The organism is Streptomyces sp. NPDC005402 (assembly GCF_040606575.1).
Lineage (GTDB): Bacteria > Actinomycetota > Actinomycetes > Streptomycetales > Streptomycetaceae > Streptomyces.
This window is the reverse complement of sequence record NZ_JBEXFB010000002.1, coordinates 198382-214695: the sequence shown is the minus strand read 5'-3', so window position 1 is coordinate 214695 and position 16314 is coordinate 198382. Positions and strand designations below refer to the sequence as shown.

Here is a 16314-nt window from a genome sequence, read left to right as displayed (position 1 = left end):
GATACGCCGGGTAGGAACCAGCCGGTGGTGATCCAGCCGGAGGCGATCGATGGAACAGACTGCGTTGCGCCCCAAGCCGATGCCCGGTCAGGAACCCGGCGTCGGCAGGAAGTCCGGGCCCACCCGGCACCCGCACGCCGCGCGCCGCCGCGGACACCGGCTCACGACCCTGCTGTTCGGCCTGCTCGTCGCGGCCGTCCTGGTGCTGTCGGGGGTGGGTCTCGGGACGGTCGGCGCCACGGTGATCGGCATGAGCAAACTGGCCGAACTCCAACGGCAGGCAGGGGCACACCAGAGCGGCCCGTCCGCCACGGCAGACCCGGGCCGGTCCCCGTCGTCCGCGGCACCGACGACCGCCCCCTCGCCCCCGCCCGCCGTCGCGACCCTCGGCCTGGAGGCCGTGGACGCCGAGAAGGCGGGCGCGCTGGTGGTCGGAGTCCACGTCCCCGGCCCGGGCTACCAGGCGGGCCTGGTGCGCGGCGACGTACTCCTCGCCTTCGGCCGGACCCGCATCGACACGGCCGGCGACCTCGCGCGCGCCGTCGCGGACGCCCGGGCCGGCCGCACCGTCGTACTGACGGTCCGCCACCGTGGCGGCGGTTACCAGCAGCTGACGGCCGTACCGGGAGTCGTCACCTGACCGCGAGGCCGCCCACGGCGCGCACCCAGTACCGGTGGGTCACCCGCAGGCTCGGGCCCGAGCTCACGTGACCACCCGGAAGTGCGTGGTGAGCCGTCCCTCGTCGTCCAGCACATGAAAGGCCAGACCGACCGGCGCGTCCCGGTCCGCGATCTGTTCGCCCTCCCAGGGCAGCCGCAGCGTCCAGGTCACACCGGGCCCGACGACCAGGGGCCGACCGGCGAACACGGTCGCCGCGGGCGTGTGCGCGTGCCCGGTGATCAGACCGGCGATCTCGGGCCGCCGCTCCAACAGCGCGGCCAGCCGCCCGGCCCCGTCCAGCTGATAGGAGTCGGGCAGCGGGTGGTGCAGTGCCACCGGTGGATGATGGAAGGCCAGCAAGGCCGGACGACTCCCGTCCAGTTCGTCGAGCGTCGCCTCGATCCAGTCGTACGTCTCCTCGTCCAGGGCCCCCTCGTCGCTCCCGGGGATGCTCGAATCGCACATCAGCACCGCACCGCCGTCGAAGACCCGCACGCTGTTCACCGGTCCGTCGGTCGCGGGCTGCCGCAGCAGGGCCTTGCGGTACGGGGCGCGGCTGTCGTGGTTGCCGGGGCAGGTGAGTACCGGGAACGGCGGGTCGCCCTCGTGCAGTCCCAGGATCCGCGCGGCCTCCTCGTACTCCGCCTCGGCGCCGTGATCCGCGATGTCGCCGGTCACCAGCAGGGCGTCGACCGGCCCGGGCAGCTGCCACAGCCGGTCACGTACCCGCTCGGCGCGCTCCGTCGCCCGTGCGGTCCCGTCGAGATGCAGATCGCTGATGTGTGCGAGCACAAGCACGACATACCCCCCCTGCTCTAATGGTTTTGATTGATCCAAGCATTAGCAGTGGTCCCGATCAAGTCGCTTCCGTCGGTCGGGGTGGAAAACCACTGGTCCGGATCCGGCCGCCGAGGCCACGATGAGCCCATGCCGACCTCGCTCATCGCCTTCCTGGGAGCCTGCACGCTCATCGCCGCGTCACCCGGCCCGAGCACCGTGCTGATCATCAAGCAGTCGCTGCACAGCAGGCGCTCCGGCTTCCTGACCGTGCTCGGCAACGAGACCGGCGTGTTCATCTGGGGCGTCGTCGCCGCGCTCGGCCTGACCGCACTGCTGACGGCCTCCGAGATCGCCTACGACGTGATGCGGATCGTCGGTGCCGTCGTGCTCGTCGCCTTCGGCGTCCAGGCGCTGCGGCAGGCGCGCCGCGCCAAGGGGGCCGCCGACGAGAGCGGCTGGGAGAGCACCGGCAGGACCGGCTGGGCCGCCTACCGCGCCGGACTGCTGCTCAACCTCGCCAACCCCAAGGCGGCCGTCTTCGCCATGTCCTTCCTGCCGCAGTTCGTGCCCGAGGGCGCCCCGCACCTGCCCGCCATGGTCGGCCTCGCCGCACTCTGGGCGGTCTACGAGACCGGTTACTACGGCCTCTACGTGTGGTTCGTCGGCCGGTTGCGGGCCGTGCTGTCCCGCGCGGGCGTGCGCCGACGGCTGGAGCAGGTCTCCGGGGGCGTCCTGCTGCTCCTCGGCGTCCGCATGGCCCTGGAGAGCTGACGTACGCCCGACGCCCCGTCCGGTCGGTGCGAAACGCGGGTCCGTGTGAAAGGCGGGTCCGTGCGAAAGACGTGTCGACCGGCTCGCGCGCCCCTCGCCGTCCGGGCAGGATGCTGCCCAAGACCATCACCGCCCAGGGAGGCCCGGATGACCGGCACCGCAGCGCCCTTCGCCGCCGACGACTACAAGGCCCGCATGGAGCGCGCGGCACGGTCGGCCGCCGAGGCCGGGCTCGCCGGACTCCTCGTGGCCCCGGGCCCGGACCTGGTGTGGCTCACCGGCTACGCGCCCACCGCCGTCACCGAACGGCTCACCCTGCTGGTCCTCGCCCCCGGCCAGGAGCCCGTCCTCGTCGTGCCCACCCTGGAGGCCCCGGACGCCGCCCAGGCCACCGGCGCGAGCGCCCTGGCCCTGCGGGACTGGACCGACGGCAAGGACCCCTACGCCGCCACCGCCGCCCTCCTGGACGCCGACGGCCGGTACGGCGTCAGCGACAACGCCTGGGCCATGCACCTCCTGGGCCTCCAGAAGGCCCTGCCCGGCACGTCGTACGCCTCCCTCACCGAGGCCCTGCCGATGCTCCGCGCCGTCAAGGACGCGGCGGAGCTGGAGCTGCTGGCGGCCGCGGGAGCGGCCGCAGACGCAACGTTCGAGGAGATCCGGAAGGTTCCCTTCGGCGGCCGCAGGGAGTCGGAGGTGGCCGCCGACCTCGCCGACCTGCTGCGTCGCTTCGGCCACTCCCAGGTCGACTTCACCATCGTCGCCTCGGGGCCGAACGGCGCCAACCCGCATCACGAGGTCGGGGACCGGGTCATCGAACGCGGTGACATGGTCGTCCTCGACTTCGGCGGCCTCAAGGACGGCTACGGCTCCGACACCTCCCGCACGGTCCACGTCGGCGAGCCCACCGACGAGGAGCGCCGGGTGCACGACCTCGTGCGCGCGGCGCAGGAGGCGGGTTTCCGGGCGGTACGGCCCGGGGTGCCCTGCCAGGAGGTCGACCGGGCCGCCCGCGCGGTCATCGCCGACGCCGGGTACGGCGAGTACTTCATCCACCGCACCGGCCACGGCATCGGCGTCACCACACACGAACCGCCGTACATGATCGAGGGCGAGGAACAGCCCCTGGTCCCTGGCATGTGCTTCTCCGTGGAGCCCGGCGTCTATCTGCCGGGCCGTTTCGGGGTACGCATCGAGGACATCGTCACGGTCACCGAGGACGGCGGCCGCAGACTCAACGACACGACCCGCGAGATGGTCATAGTGGACTGACCGGGACTGACCGAGCCCCCGAGGAGCCCCTCCACCCCCGAGCGACTACGGCGCGACCATGACCCAGGCACCGACACCCACCGCGGACACGGTCCGCCGACTGGTCCGTTCCCTGCTCAAGGACAGCCCACCCGACGCGGGCGGGCCCGAGGTCCGGCCCGTCGCCGAGGGTGGCGGGCACCTCACCTGGTGGGTCGGCACCCGCCATGTCCTGCGCCTCGCCGGCGACCGCGAGGCCTCCGTGCGCAGACGCCGTGAACTGCGGCTGCGCGACCTGATCCGCCCGCACGTCCCGGTCGCGGTGCCTGCCAGCGTGGCGCAGGGCGAGTGGACGCCCGGGCTGGCCTACACGCTCGACACCAAGGTCCCCGGCGGCTCGGCGGAAGAGCACGACGTGTCCGCCGTCGGCGAGGCCGACCTGGCCGGCCTGCTCACCGGGCTGCGCGAGGTGCCGGTACGGCAGGCCGAGGCGCTCGGCGTCCCACGCGTCGCCCCCCGCTCCCTGGAGGCGCTGCGCCGGGAAGCCGGCCGGGCCGCCGAACTCCTGCGCAAGGCCGACGAGTTCGACCCCGCCCGGCTCCAGCAGCTCACCTCGCCGGCCGCGGTCCAGCTCGCCGCGCAGCCCGGCAGTGCGGTCCTCGTGCACCACGCCCTGACCGGCGACCACCTCGTGATCAGCGCCGACGGCCGGGTGCGGGGCGTCCTCGACTGGACCGACACGGTCGTCGGCGACCCCGCCGAGGACATCGCGGGCCTCGCGCTGGCCGTCGGCTCGCCCGCCGCCGTCCGCGCCGCCACGCTCGCCGGGTACGGCGCCCGCCCGTGCCTGCGCGGACTGTGGCTCGCCCGCTGCGACACCGTGATCCGCCTCGCCGCGGGCCTGGACGGGCGCGCCGCCGAGCCCCTTCCCCTCCTGCGTACCCGGCTGCGGCGGGCCTGGGAGGCGATCCTCCTGGAACGCGTCACCGAGCTGCGGGACGAGGAGACGGACGACGCGGAGTTGTAGGCGGCTCCACCTGGACTTTTCCACCCTGCTTCCACCCCCGGGTCGAGGCGCGCGACCGTGCCGGAGCCGGATAGTCGAGGCATGACGATCTCCGACTGGCTCATCGACCTGGCGCTGCTCCTGGTGGTCTTCCGGCAGCTGCGGGAGGAGAAGCTGACGCTTCGCACGATCCTGCTGCCACTGGTACTGATCGGCTGGGCGGCGGCCACCTACCTGCACGACATCCCCACCGCCGGCAACGACCCCGTGCTGATCGGCGCGTTCGCCGGGACCGGTGTCGCCTTCGGTCTGGCCGGAGGCCTGATCACCCGGGTCCGGTACGCGGACGGGCACATACGGGTCAAGGCCACCCTGGGCGCGGCGGCACTGTGGGTGATCAGCATGGGCTTCCGCCTCGGCTTCGCGGTCTGGTCCTCCCGCCTCTCCGGCGCGGAGCACGTGGCCCGCTTCTCCGTGGACCACGACCTCACCGGCGAGCAGGCGTGGGTCGCCGCCCTGGTCCTCATGGCCTTCGGCGAGGTCGTCGTCCGTCTCGCGCTCATCGTCGTCCGCGGTCGTGTCCTGCAGACCCGCGTCAGCCATCAGGGGAGATACGCCCTGCCGGTCACCCCGTGAAGGGGAGGAGCCCCGTGAGGTCAGGACTGCAGCAGCACCACACAGGACTCCCCGGGTACATGCAGCACCCCGTCCGCGCCCGGTGCCTCCACCGGCTCCCAGGCCGCCAGGACGCGGGCCTCGCGGGGGCCCAGAGGGATGGCCACCGGCGACTTCGCGAGGTTCACGGCCACCCGGACGTCCCCGCGGCGGAAGGCGAGCCAGCGCTGGTCCGCGTCGTAGGCGACCTTGGTGTCGGCGAGGTCGGGGTCGGTGAGGTCCGGCTGCTCGTGCCGCAGCGCGAGGAGCCGGCGGTACCAGGCGAGCACCCGCGCGTGCGGCTCGCGTTCGAGCTCGGACCAGTCGAGGCAGGAGCGGTCGCGGGTCGCCGGGTCCTGCGGGTCGGGCACGTCCTCCTCCGCCCAGCCGTGCTCGGCGAACTCCCGCCGCCTGCCCCGCCGCACGGCCTCCGCGAGCTCCGGATCGGTGTGATCCGTGAAGAACTGCCAGGGCGTGCTCGCCGCCCACTCCTCACCCATGAACAGCATGGGCGTGAAGGGCGCGGTCAGCACGAGCGCCGCCGCACAGGCCACCAGGCCGGGGGAGAGGGACGCCGCCAGCCGGTCACCCTGGGCGCGGTTGCCGACCTGGTCGTGGGTCTGAGAGTAGCCGAGCAGCCGGTGCGCCGCCGTGCGCGTGCGGTCCAGCGGACGCCCGTGGCTGCGGCCACGGAAGCTGGAGTAGGTGCCGTCGTGGAAGTAGCCGCCGGTGAGGGTCTTGGCGAGCGAGGCCAGGGGTGCGCGGGCGAAGTCCGCGTAGTAGCCCTGGGACTCGCCGGTCAGCGCGGTGTGCAGGGCGTGATGGAAGTCGTCGTTCCACTGCGCGTGCAGCCCGAGACCGCCCTGCGCGCGCGGCGTGATGAGCCGTGGGTCGTTGAGGTCGGACTCGGCGATGAGGAACAGCGGCCGTTCCAGTTCGGTGGAGAGGGCGTCGGCAGCTGTCGACAGCTCCTCCAGGAAGTGGCACGCGCGCGTGTCGGCCAGCGCGTGCACGGCGTCCAGGCGCAGGCCGTCGATCCGGTAGTCCCGCAGCCAGGAGAGCGCGCTGCCGAGCAGATACGCGCGCACCTCGTCGGAGCCGGGGGCGTCCAGGTTGACCGCGGAGCCCCAGGGCGTGTGGTGCGTGTCCGTGAAGTACGGTCCGAAGACGGGCAGGTAGTTGCCGGAGGGGCCGAGGTGGTTGTGCACCACGTCCAGGACGACACCGAGGCCCACCTCGTGCGCCCGGTCGACGAAACGCTTCAGGGCCTCGGGACCGCCGTAGGGCTCGTGCACCGCCCACAGGGAGACCCCCTCGTAGCCCCAGCCGTGCCGCCCCGGGAAGGGGCACAGCGGCATCAACTCGACGTGGGTGACGCCGAGTTCGACGAGATGGTCCAGGCGGGCGGCGGCCGCGTCCAGGGTGCCCTCGGGCGTGTACGTGCCCACGTGCAGCTCGTAGAGGACCGCTCCCGGCAGTGGACGGCCCGCCCACCGCGTACGCCAGGCGTACCGCTCGTGCTCGACGACGGCGCTGAGTCCGTCCGGGCCGTCCGGCTGACGGCGCGAGCGCGGGTCGGGCAGCACGGGGCCGTCGTCCAGCGCGAAGCCGTACCGGGTGCCGTCCCCGGCCTCCGCCTCGCCCCACCACCATCCCGAGCGCTCCGGATCGCGCTCCAACGCGTGCGTGGCGCCCTCGCAATGGAGCGTCACTCGGCCGGCCTGCGGTGCCCACACCTCGAACTGCACGGACGGTTCCCCTTCGTCTGTTCACCGTGATGTAGCCCGTCCATGGTGCTTCAAACGAGATCAATCCGCTGTGGAACCCTCCCCTTTGCGGCAGGTGTCGTCAGATACGCGCGGGGGGCGGCCGTTGTCTCGTTTTCTGGACACCCGGGGTTCACTGCCCGACAATCACCAACGTGACGTCGTCCTTCGAGTTCAACACGTACCCCGCGCGGCTGTCCGACGCTGAGCGCGACAAGGTGCTGAAGGTGCTCCGTGACGGCGTCGCCATGGGCCGCCTGTCGCACGACACGTTCGTGCGCCGCATGGAACTGGCCCTCGTCGCCCGCCGGTCCGACGAACTCGCCGCGCTCACCGCGGACCTGCCCCAGGAGAGCCGCGTCTCCCGGCTGGTGTTCGGCACCGTCGAGGCCGTCTCCGGCTTCACCGTGCGGCTGCGCAGGGCCTGGCAGGCCGAGCGCCTGCCCAAGCTGCTGCTGCCGCACCCCGGCAGCGGCCACGCGCTGCGCATCGGCCGCGACCCGGCGAACGGCCTGCGGCTGACCCACGAGACGGTCTCCCGCGTCCACGCCGAACTCAGCCGGCAGGGCGGCATGTGGGTCCTGCGCGACCTCGGCTCCACCAACGGCACCACGGTCAACGGCCGAAGGGTCATCGGCGCCGCCGTCGTCCGCGAAGGTGATCAGGTCGGGTTCGGCCGGATGGCCTTCCGGCTCGCGGTCAACTGAGCCCAGCCTCACCTCTGGCCTGGGCTTTACGCCTGGTCGCGGCCCAAAACCCTTTCCGTCGCGCGGTGTTGACGTACCCCACAAGTCGTGACTGACTGTGCGTACACCCTGCACACCAGGTGAACCGACGGCACCACATTGTGGAGGTGTGCCCTGCCGCCCCTCCTCCGCTACCCGACCGTCGACGAGCTCGGCGCGCGGGCCGCAGCGCTCGTCGCCCGCCATCCCGCGGACGCCCGACTGCGCCGCGCCGGCACCTCCCGCGCGGGCAACCCCCTGTGGCTGCTCTCCGTCGGCCACGGCAGCCGTCAGGCCCTCGTCGTCGCCGGCCCGCACGCCAATGAGCCCGTGGGTGGTGGCACCGTCCTCAGGCTGGCCGAGCGCGCCCTGGCCGACCCCCGGCTCACCGTCGAGGCCGACGCCACCTGGAACCTGCTGCTCTGCCTCGACCCCGACGGCCTGCGCCGCAACGAGGGCTGGCTGCGCGGCCCGTACTCCCTCGGCCGCTACTTCCGTAACTTCTTCCGGCCCGGCTTCGGCGAACAGCCGGAATGGCTGCCCGACGGCGCGGACGCCGCCGCACTGCCGGAGACCCGTACCCTCCTCGCCCTCCAGGACGAACTGCGGCCCTTCCTGCAGTGTTCCCTGCACGGGGTCGACGTCGGAGGCGGCTTCGTCGAACTCACCCGCGACCTGCCCGGCCTCGCCCGGCGCGTCGCCCACACCGCGGCCCGGCTGCGCATCCCGCGCGAGCTCGGCCCGTACGACACCCTCTACTGGCCGTGTCTCGGCCCCGCCGTCTACCGGATCCCACCGCCCCGCCGCGGCGACCTGGCCGCCGCCATCACCGAGGCCGCGGTCGAGTCGACCTGGTACCACCCGCACCGGCACGGCACCGTGACCGCCGTCGTCGAGGCGCCCATGTGGGGCGTGGCAGCCGTCGAGGACGGCAGCACACCCGCCGACGCGGCCGCCGTGCTGCGCACCGTCAGCCACACGCTGCGCCGGGACGCGCGGCTCCTGGAGGACGTCCTGGCGCGGATCCGCCCGCACGTCTCGGCCGCCCCGGACGCGGCACGGCTGCTCGCCCCCGTCGAGGACTATTTACTGGTCTGCCCCGGACTCGCCGACGCCTGGGACCCCGACGTCACCGACGGCGGCCGCCCCATGCCCCCGCTCAGCACCGGTCACCTGGCCGCGCTGCGCATCGCCGGACGGCGCCTCGCCCTGCGCACGGCCGGGCTCCTGCACCAGCTCGTGACCCGCGCGGGCGCCGACCCGGCCGGCGCGCTGCCGGAACTGGACCGGCTCATCGACGTCTGGTGCGCCGACTACCGCGACGGCTGCGGGGCGCGCTGGATCCCGGTCCCGCGCCAGATCGAGTACCAGTCGCGGGTCGTGCTCGCCGCCTTCGAGCTCGCCGCGCGGCACGCGCCCGCGTGCTCCCGTTCGGGTGAGCCGGGGTGGGGATCCGAGGCCGCCGTGCCGATGCATCGGGAATGACGTCCACGATCACAGCGACAACGACAACGGTACGGCGAGCGGCACACGTGGGTCTGGCGGCTGCGTCCGTCCTGCTCCTGGCCGCCGCGGCCCCCGCGACGGCCGGGTCCTCCGCCGGGACCGACCACCTCTACCTCATGGTGACCACGGGCGACGGCCGCTCCAGTGACACCCGCGGCACCCTCCTGCTGTGCGACCCGCCCCAGGGCCACGGCCGTGCCGCCGAGGCCTGCGCCGAACTGGACTCCGTCGGCGGCGACCTCGACGCCCTTGAGCCCGCGGACGGCTACTGCCCGATGCTCTACGCGCCGGTCACCGCCCAGGCCCGCGGAGAGTGGAACGGCCGACCGGTCGAGTACCGGCAGACCTTCTCGAACGGCTGCGTGATGCGGGCGCGGACAGGGGCGGTCTTCGCACTGGAGAGCTGAGGACGCGGCTCGGGGCGCGCGGTGACGCACACCCGCGTGGTGCGACATCGGCTCAGTCCGCCCCTTCGCGCGCGTGCGACGCCACCGCCACGACCGTGCGGGCCTGGTGCTCGATCTGGTGCTCCAACGGCACCCAGCGGGCACCGAAACGTTCCGCGAAGGAATCGCTCCACGCCTTGACGAGCCGCTCGAGACGCGGCGCCGCGCGGTCGTCGGCCTCCCGCAGGACCCGTAGCAGCATGGCAGCGGCCCGCAGCGGCAGCCGGCGGGAGAACGCGTCCACACTGCCGATGTACGCCCTCGTGTCGTCGGCGGGCCGGGTGTGGATCCAGTCCGCGGCCAGACCCGGCACCAGCTCCAGGCCCCAGGTGGCGGCCCGCAGCAGCGGCCCGCCCGCGCCCTCCAGCCGCGGCAGCGCGTCCGCCAGCACCTGGTCCACCGCACGCGACTGGCGCAGCAGCCGACCCGCCAGCCGCCGCATCGCCGCCGCCGGCGCCGGATGCGGCGCCGGATCGTCCACCAGGTCGCTCGCCCACATCGGTACCTCGACCACCGCGGTCAGGCCGCCGTAGCGGTGCGCGTGGTACCAGGTGCTGTGCCGCGCGTCGTCCGGCATGCTCGGGTACGCCGCCCCGGCGCCCGGCGCCGGCATCACATGCACCCCGGGTCCGGACGCCGGCCAGCCCGCCGCGTCCGAGGCACCGGTCTCCACCGGGATGTGCAGCTCCGCCGCGGACTTGGCGAACGGCTCGGCGATGCCCGGCACGTCCTTCGTCAACTGCACCCAGCTGCCGCCCAGATCGGTGCCGTGCAGGGTCACCTGGACATAGGGCCGCAGTTCGTCGATCACCCCGGTCAGGGCGCGGGTCTCGGGCGGCAGCCGGTCGGGCGGCAGCATCGCGGGTGCCCACTCCGGCTGCTCCGCCCCGGCAGGCCGGAAGAAGCCGAGGTGGTAGTCGAAGAGACTGAGCGGCGCCGGGGTGACATGCAGGCTCGCCCCGTCGGGATCCGCGCACAGCAGGAAGTGCCAGGACGTGCCCCTCCTCAACGCCCGCTCGGCCAGCACCCGTCGGGCCACCGCCAGGGCCGCGGGGCCGCCGGTCGGTTCGTTGGAGTGGGCGCCCGCGACCACCAGGACGGCTCGCCGGGCGTGGCCGATCGACAGCAGATGCAGGGGCCTGCCCGCGCGCGAGACACCCACCTGCCTCAGTCGGCAGACGCCGGGCCGCTGTGCGGCCAACGTCCGCGCGGACCAAACCAGTTCGGTCACCGTGGGATAGCGCAGCTCCGGCAGCAGACTCACCCCCGATATGTCCGACCGGCCTCGCAATCCGCAGTACCCCACGGTCTGGTTGAGCTGTCAAGCACGCCGTGGGGGAGCCTCCAGGGGGCGCCCGGATGCATTTACCGTCAGCCGGCAGAGCCGTGGGTGCCAACGAGGTCGCCCGCGCCCCCGCGCCCGCGGTAGCGGCCCGGCATCACTGCTGGTGCAGTCCGCGCCCGGCCAGCGTCAGGAACGCCTCGCCGACCGCCTCCGACAGCGTCGGATGCGGGTGCACATGCCGGGCCACGTCGGCGGGCTCGGCGTACCAGCCGACGATGAGCTGACTCTCGGCGACCATCTCGGACACGCGCGGTCCCACCAGACGCACCCCTAGCGGCGCCCTCGCACATCGTCCGCTCGGCGGTCGGCGAGGACTGCATGGTCCTCTCGCACGACCCGGTCGGGAAGCGCTCCATGACCGTCTTCGCACGCGTGCCGCTCACCGGCGCGGCCGAGGCCTTCGCGGACCTCCTGCGCAGGACCCGGCCGCAGGCGGCCGCACCGGCCCCGCTCACCCGCGCCTAGTCAGTCCGCGGCGACCCGCTCCAGCAGCGCCACCGGCGACTCGCCCAGAAGCTCCGCCACGCGCGCGTGCCCGGAGAACTCCCGCTCCGGTACCAGTACGTCGCGCCAGACGCCCGGTGGCAACGGCAGCACCGTCTCCCCCCAGCCGCCCGCCTCCGCCAGCCGCAGCGACAGCCGGGTCACCGCGGTGACCACCTCCCCGGAGCGTGCGAACGCCAGGCAGTGCGCCGCCGAGGGCCCCTCCGCCGCCAGCGGCGTGTACGTCGCCGCGTCGCCGAAGACGTCCGGCCGGCGTCGGCGCAGCCGCAGCGCGCCGGCCGTGAGCGCGCCCTTGTCGCCGGAGTCCTGCGGCGGGAACGGCACGGGCCGCCGGTTGTCCGGGTCGACCAGCGCCAGGTACTCGTCCTCCGTGCCCTGGTACACGTCGGGCACCCCGGGCATCGTCAGCTGCACCAGGGCCGTGCCCAGCTCGTTCGCGCGGATGTGCGGCGCCAGACGGCTCCGCAACGCGGCCACCTGCTCGCCGTGCGGCCCGCACGGCCCGGCCGTGACGAACTCCGCCACCGCCTCCTCGTACGCCGGTTCCTGCTCCGTCCAGCTCGTGTACAGCCCCGCCTCGCGCACATGCTTCAGCAGTGCCTCACGCACCCGCTCCGGGGCCGCGGGGCCGAGCCCGAACACCGCCTGCCAGGCCGCCCACGCCAGCTGCGCGTCCGGTACACCGTCGCCGGTGCGGGTCACCTCGGCCAGCGTGTCCGCCCACCAGCGCGGGCACTCGGTGAGCACGGCCAGCGCCGCGCGCACGTCGGCACTGCGCTTGGTGTCGTGCGTGGACACCACGGTTCCCGTCAGCGGCCAGTCGCGCTGCACGCGCGTGCAGTAGCTGTGGAACTCCTCGGGCGAGACGGCCGGGCTCCCGGGGTTGCCGCCCACCTCGGTCGCCGACAGCAGCGGCACATACCGGTAGAACGCCGTGTCCTCCACGGACTTGGCCCGCAGCGCCGACGCCGTCTGCGCGAACCGGGTCCGGAACTCCACCTGGTCCGGCCCGTCACCGGCCCGCCCCAGCACCAGATCCCGTACGACGTCGACCGCGCCCGCCTCCTCGGGGATCACGAAGGCGAGCCGGGCCTCGGCCGCGGCCTCCTCGGTGACGACAGAGGCGGCGTCCGAGGAGCCGTAGGGCCGGTAGACCTCCATCCGCACCAGCAGTTCCTGGAGCGCGGTGCGCAGCGCCCAGGGCGCGCGGTCGCGCAGCGCGGGCTCCGGGGACGTGGCACACACGCGTGCCGCCACCCGGGTCAGCCGGTCGGTCTCGGCGGCCAGCTCGTGCGTGATCACCTTGTACGCCGCCCGCCGTGCCGTCGCCGCCCAGTCGCCGCCGCGGTCGGTCTGGGGGGCGGCGAAACGCCGGTACTGGCCGAGGAGTTCCCCGAACCCCGCCGGGTCCGTGAACAGCCCGTCGATGTGCCTGAGGGCGTCGTAGCCCGTCGTCCCCGCCACGGGCCAGGCCGCGGGGAGCTGCTCCCCGTCCGCCAGGATCTTCTCCACGACCGTCCAGCGCCCGCCGGTCGCCTCGTGGAGCCGTCGCAGATAGGTGTCGGGGTCGGCGAGGCCGTCGGGGTGGTCGACGCGCAGCCCGTCGACCACTCCCTCGTGCAGCAGCTGGAGGATCTTGGAGTGGGTGGCCTCGAACACCTCCGGGTCCTCCACCCGCACCCCGATCAGCTCCGAGATGCTGAAGAAACGCCGGTAGTTGAGCTCCGTACGGGCCAGCCGCCACCACACCGGCCGGTACCACTGCGCGTCCAGGAGCTGCGGCAGGGGGAGTTCGCCGGTGCCCTCGCGGAGCGGGAACACGTGGTCGTAGTAGCGCAGCACCTCGCCGTCCACCCTGAGGTTGTCGAGCTCGGCGCCGACCGGGTGCCCCAGCACCGGCAGCAGCACCTGGCCGCCCTGTGCCTCCCAGTCGATGTCGAACCATCGCGCGTACGGGGACTTAGGCCCCTCCCGCAGCACCTCCCACAGGGCGCGGTTGTGGCGCGGGTCCATCGCCATGTGGTTCGGCACGATGTCCGTCACCAGGCCGAGCCCGTGCTCCCGCGCGGTGCGCGACAGTGCCCGCAGCCCGTCCTCGCCGCCCAGTTCCCCGCGCACGCGCCCGTGGTCCACGACGTCGTAGCCGTGCGTCGAACCGGGGACGGACTCCAGGACGGGGGACAGGTGCAGGTGCGAGACGCCCAGCGAGGCCAGATACGGCACGGCCGCCGCCGCTGCCGCGAACGGGAACTCGGGCTGCAGCTGCAGCCGGTAGGTGGCCGTCGGCACCGCGTACGGGTCGGGTCGCTCAGGTGTCATGCAGAGCTAAGTACCCGCCCTGCGGCCTTTCGTGTCATCGCGTGCGCCATGCGCGTGGGACGCGGACGTCGGGACGACCGTCCCGTCGTTCCGACGTGCCCATGGGCACGACGGAACGGTGCCGTCCCGACGCCGACGCCCGACGCCGCCGCCGGCCGCAGACGACGCGACGCTACCGTCCCGTCCCGACGTCGGCGATACGACGGCACGGTCCCGTCCCGACGCCGACGGCGCCCCGGCCTCGTACCCCGGACGCACCGCCGACCCCGCCGAACAAACCCGCTAGACAGGCCGTTGCAACACCGCCATGCTGCGGTCCACCAGCGTCAGCCGGTCCCCGGCCTGCACCTTCGCCCCCGTGCCCGGCGGCACCCCGTCGGGGCGGCCGGTGTCGACCACGACCTCCCACTGCCGGCCGTGGTTGACCGGCACCACGAAGTCCAGCGTCTTGGGCGAGGCGTTGAACATCAGCAGGAACGAGTCGTCGGTGATCCGCTCCCCGCGGGCGCCGGGCTCGGAGATCGCGTTGCCGTTGAGGAACACCGTCAGCGCCGAGGCCTGCGCCCGGTCCCAGTCCCGCTGGGTCATCTCCTTGCCCTGCGGGGTGAACCAGGCGATGTCCGACAGCTCGTCGTGGGTGCCCTCCACGGGCCGCCCGTGGAAGAAGCGGCGGCGCCGGAAGACCGGATGGTCCTTGCGCAGCCACACCATCGCGCGCGTGAAGGCCAGCAACTCGGCGCCCATCCCCGCGGCCCCGTCCCCGGCCTCCTCCGGCCAGCGCACCCAGGCCAGCTCGCTGTCCTGGCAGTAGGCGTTGTTGTTGCCGCGCTGGGTGCGCGCGACCTCGTCGCCGTGGCTGATCATCGGCACGCCCTGGGACAGCATCAGCGTGGCGATGAAGTTGCGCATCTGCCGGGCGCGCAGCTCCCGCACCTCGGGATCGTTGGTCTCGCCCTCCGCCCCGCAGTTCCAGGACCGGTTGTGGCTCTCGCCGTCCCGGTTGTCCTCGCCGTTGGCCTCGTTGTGCTTGTCGTTGTACGAGACGAGGTCGTGCAAGGTGAACCCGTCGTGGCAGGTGACGAAGTTGATGGAGGCCAGCGGGCGCCGGCCGTCGTCCTGGTAGAGGTCCGAGGAACCGGTCAGCCGGGACGCGAACTCCGCCAGCGCGCGCGGCTCGCCCCGCCACAGGTCCCGTACGGTGTCGCGGTACTTGCCGTTCCACTCGGTCCACAGCGGCGGGAAGTTTCCCACCTGGTAGCCGCCCTCGCCGACGTCCCACGGTTCGGCGATCAGCTTCACCTGGGAGACCACCGGGTCCTGCTGCACCAGGTCGAAGAACGACGACAGCCGGTCCACCTCGTGGAACTGCCTCGCCAGGGTCGCCGCGAGGTCGAAGCGGAAGCCGTCGACGTGCATCTCGGTGACCCAGTACCGCAGTGAGTCCATGATCAGCTGTAGTACGTGCGGGGACCGCATGAGCAGGGAGTTCCCGGTGCCCGTGGTGTCCATGTAGTACCGCTGGTCGTCGGTCAGGCGGTAGTACTGCGGGTTGTCGAGCCCCTTGAAGGACAGCGTCGGGCCCAGGTGGTTGCCCTCGGCGGTGTGGTTGTAGACGACGTCCAGGATGACCTCGATCCCGGCCTCGTGCAGCGCCCTGACCGCCGACTTGAACTCCAGGACCTGCTGGCCGCGGTCGCCCCAGGAGGCGTACGCGTTGTGCGGGGCGAAGAACCCGATCGTGTTGTAGCCCCAGTAATTGTTCAGGCCCATGTCGACCAGGCGGTGGTCGTTCACGAACTGGTGGACCGGCATCAGCTCCAGGGTGGTGACCCCGAGCTCCACCAGGTGCTCGATGATCGCGGGGTGCGCGAGCGCGGCGTAGGTGCCGCGCAGCTCCTCGGGCAGCCCCGGGTGCCGCATGGTGAGGCCCTTGACATGCGCCTCGTAGATCACCGTCTCGTGGTACCCGATCCGCGGCCGCCGGTCGTCGCCCCAGTCGAAGTAGGGGTTGACCACGACCGACGTCATGGTGTGCGGCGCCGAGTCGAGGTCGTTGCGCTTGTCGGGCGAGTCGAAGTGGTAGCCGTACACCTCCTCGCCCCAGCGGATCGAACCGCTGATCGCGCGCGCGTACGGGTCGAGCAGCAGCTTCGACGAATTGCAGCGCAGGCCGCGCTCAGGTGCGTACGGGCCGTGCGCGCGGAAGCCGTAGCGCTGTCCGGGCATCACGCCGGGCAGATACGCGTGCCGCACGAACGCGTCGCTCTCGCGCAGTTCCACCGCCGTTTCCGAGCCGTCGTCGTGCAGCAGACACAGCTCTACTCGGTCCGCGGCCTCCGTGAAGACCGCGAAATTGGTACCGGCGCCGTCGTACGTGGCACCGAGTGGATACGCCTCTCCAGGCCAGACCTGCATGAAACGACTCTTTCAGCTCTCCCGCGCCGCGTGTGGCGCCTTGGCCCCGAGTGTCCCCGAAAGTGATGGAACCACCTATGACTTACGTCCCTCTTACCGATCGACCGGTGCACAGTGCGATCACAGGATCGTCCTGAGCCGAACCATTTGGGGCAGACACGTACT

13 protein-coding genes and 2 pseudogenes are annotated in these 16314 nt (G+C 72.9%); 9 read left to right on the top strand and 6 right to left on the bottom strand.

Translation table 11 applies throughout. From position 1 onward, the window contains the following. Nucleotides 1–49: 49 nt before the first annotated feature. Nucleotides 50–640, top strand: a complete 591-nt coding sequence (locus ABZT02_RS04135; protein ID WP_356014005.1) for a PDZ domain-containing protein — start codon at nt 50–52, stop codon at nt 638–640. Nucleotides 641–703: 63 nt separating this feature from the next. Here the strand turns inward: ABZT02_RS04135 and ABZT02_RS04130 are convergent, their stop codons facing one another. Further along, on the bottom strand, nt 704–1459 hold the full coding sequence (locus tag ABZT02_RS04130) for a metallophosphoesterase (protein ID WP_356014004.1): 756 nt from the start codon (nt 1457–1459) through the stop codon (nt 704–706). A 129-nt stretch (nt 1460–1588) separates the two neighbouring features. On the opposite strand from ABZT02_RS04130, the gene ABZT02_RS04125 reads away from it, so the two are divergent. The 4 genes from ABZT02_RS04125 to ABZT02_RS04110 all read left to right on the top strand — a co-directional run bounded on the left by ABZT02_RS04125 (nt 1589) and on the right by ABZT02_RS04110 (nt 5105). Next, the gene (locus ABZT02_RS04125) at nt 1589–2212 is read left to right on the top strand and encodes a LysE family translocator (RefSeq protein ID WP_356014002.1); all 624 of its coding nucleotides are present in this window, start codon (nt 1589–1591) and stop codon (nt 2210–2212) included. Nucleotides 2213–2359: 147 nt separating this feature from the next. Further along, on the top strand, nt 2360–3484 hold the full coding sequence (locus ABZT02_RS04120) for an aminopeptidase P family protein (RefSeq protein ID WP_356014001.1): 1125 nt from the start codon (nt 2360–2362) through the stop codon (nt 3482–3484). Between the two features lie 58 nt (nt 3485–3542). Further along, a complete protein-coding gene (locus ABZT02_RS04115; protein ID WP_356013999.1) occupies nt 3543–4490 on the top strand; it encodes an aminoglycoside phosphotransferase family protein in 948 nt (315 codons plus the stop codon). Between the two features lie 81 nt (nt 4491–4571). After that, nucleotides 4572–5105: a hypothetical protein gene (locus ABZT02_RS04110; RefSeq protein ID WP_356013997.1), complete on the top strand. Its 534-nt coding sequence runs from the start codon at nt 4572–4574 to the stop codon at nt 5103–5105. Nucleotides 5106–5125: 20 nt separating this feature from the next. Here the strand turns inward: ABZT02_RS04110 and treZ are convergent, their stop codons facing one another. Beyond that, nucleotides 5126–6871 (bottom strand): malto-oligosyltrehalose trehalohydrolase, encoded by a 1746-nt coding sequence (treZ, locus tag ABZT02_RS04105; protein WP_356013995.1) that lies wholly within the window; start codon nt 6869–6871, stop codon nt 5126–5128. 173 nt (nt 6872–7044) lie between these two features. On the opposite strand from treZ, the gene ABZT02_RS04100 reads away from it, so the two are divergent. The 3 genes from ABZT02_RS04100 (at nt 7045) to ABZT02_RS04090 (ending at nt 9527) form a co-directional block, all read left to right on the top strand. Continuing rightward, on the top strand, nt 7045–7596 hold the full coding sequence (locus tag ABZT02_RS04100; RefSeq protein WP_356013993.1) for a DUF1707 and FHA domain-containing protein: 552 nt from the start codon (nt 7045–7047) through the stop codon (nt 7594–7596). 138 nt (nt 7597–7734) lie between these two features. Beyond that, nucleotides 7735–9099: a M14 family zinc carboxypeptidase gene (locus ABZT02_RS04095; protein WP_356013991.1), complete on the top strand. Its 1365-nt coding sequence runs from the start codon at nt 7735–7737 to the stop codon at nt 9097–9099. After that, on the top strand, nt 9096–9527 hold the full coding sequence (locus tag ABZT02_RS04090; RefSeq protein ID WP_356013989.1) for an SSI family serine proteinase inhibitor: 432 nt from the start codon (nt 9096–9098) through the stop codon (nt 9525–9527). The genes ABZT02_RS04095 and ABZT02_RS04090 overlap by 4 nt, the downstream gene beginning before the upstream one ends. A gap of 52 nt (nt 9528–9579) precedes the next feature. Here the strand turns inward: ABZT02_RS04090 and ABZT02_RS04085 are convergent, their stop codons facing one another. After that, nucleotides 9580–10830 (bottom strand): M14 family zinc carboxypeptidase, encoded by a 1251-nt coding sequence (locus ABZT02_RS04085; protein WP_356013987.1) that lies wholly within the window; start codon nt 10828–10830, stop codon nt 9580–9582. 175 nt (nt 10831–11005) lie between these two features. Continuing rightward, nucleotides 11006–11185 (bottom strand): annotated as a pseudogene (locus tag ABZT02_RS04080) (dihydrolipoyl dehydrogenase); the annotation flags it as partial. On the opposite strand from ABZT02_RS04080, the pseudogene ABZT02_RS04075 reads away from it, so the two are divergent. Beyond that, nucleotides 11185–11376: pseudogene (locus tag ABZT02_RS04075) on the top strand (LysR family transcriptional regulator); the annotation flags it as partial. The pseudogenes ABZT02_RS04080 and ABZT02_RS04075 overlap by 1 nt on opposite strands. On the opposite strand, the gene treY reads toward ABZT02_RS04075, so the two are convergent. Both treY and glgX read right to left on the bottom strand, forming a co-directional pair. Continuing rightward, nucleotides 11377–13734, bottom strand: a complete 2358-nt coding sequence (treY, locus tag ABZT02_RS04070) for a malto-oligosyltrehalose synthase (protein WP_356013985.1) — start codon at nt 13732–13734, stop codon at nt 11377–11379. Between the two features lie 282 nt (nt 13735–14016). Then, complete coding sequence (gene glgX / locus ABZT02_RS04065) at nt 14017–16149, bottom strand: glycogen debranching protein GlgX (RefSeq protein WP_356013984.1); 2133 nt, start codon at nt 16147–16149, stop codon at nt 14017–14019. Nucleotides 16150–16314: the final 165 nt, after the last annotated feature.

Bases quoted from the DNA above. Each gene is read 5' to 3' on its own strand.
- ABZT02_RS04135 (WP_356014005.1), top strand. From the start codon at position 50: ATGGAACAGACTGCGTTGCGCCCCAAGCCGATGCCCGGTCAGGAACCC.
- ABZT02_RS04125 (WP_356014002.1), top strand. From the start codon at position 1,589: ATGCCGACCTCGCTCATCGCCTTCCTGGGAGCCTGCACGCTCATCGCC.
- ABZT02_RS04120 (WP_356014001.1), top strand. From the start codon at position 2,360: ATGACCGGCACCGCAGCGCCCTTCGCCGCCGACGACTACAAGGCCCGC.
- ABZT02_RS04115 (WP_356013999.1), top strand. From the start codon at position 3,543: ATGACCCAGGCACCGACACCCACCGCGGACACGGTCCGCCGACTGGTC.
- ABZT02_RS04110 (WP_356013997.1), top strand. From the start codon at position 4,572: ATGACGATCTCCGACTGGCTCATCGACCTGGCGCTGCTCCTGGTGGTC.
- ABZT02_RS04090 (WP_356013989.1), top strand. From the start codon at position 9,096: ATGACGTCCACGATCACAGCGACAACGACAACGGTACGGCGAGCGGCA.
- treY (WP_356013985.1), bottom strand. From the start codon at position 13,734: ATGACACCTGAGCGACCCGACCCGTACGCGGTGCCGACGGCCACCTAC.
- glgX (WP_356013984.1), bottom strand. From the start codon at position 16,149: ATGCAGGTCTGGCCTGGAGAGGCGTATCCACTCGGTGCCACGTACGAC.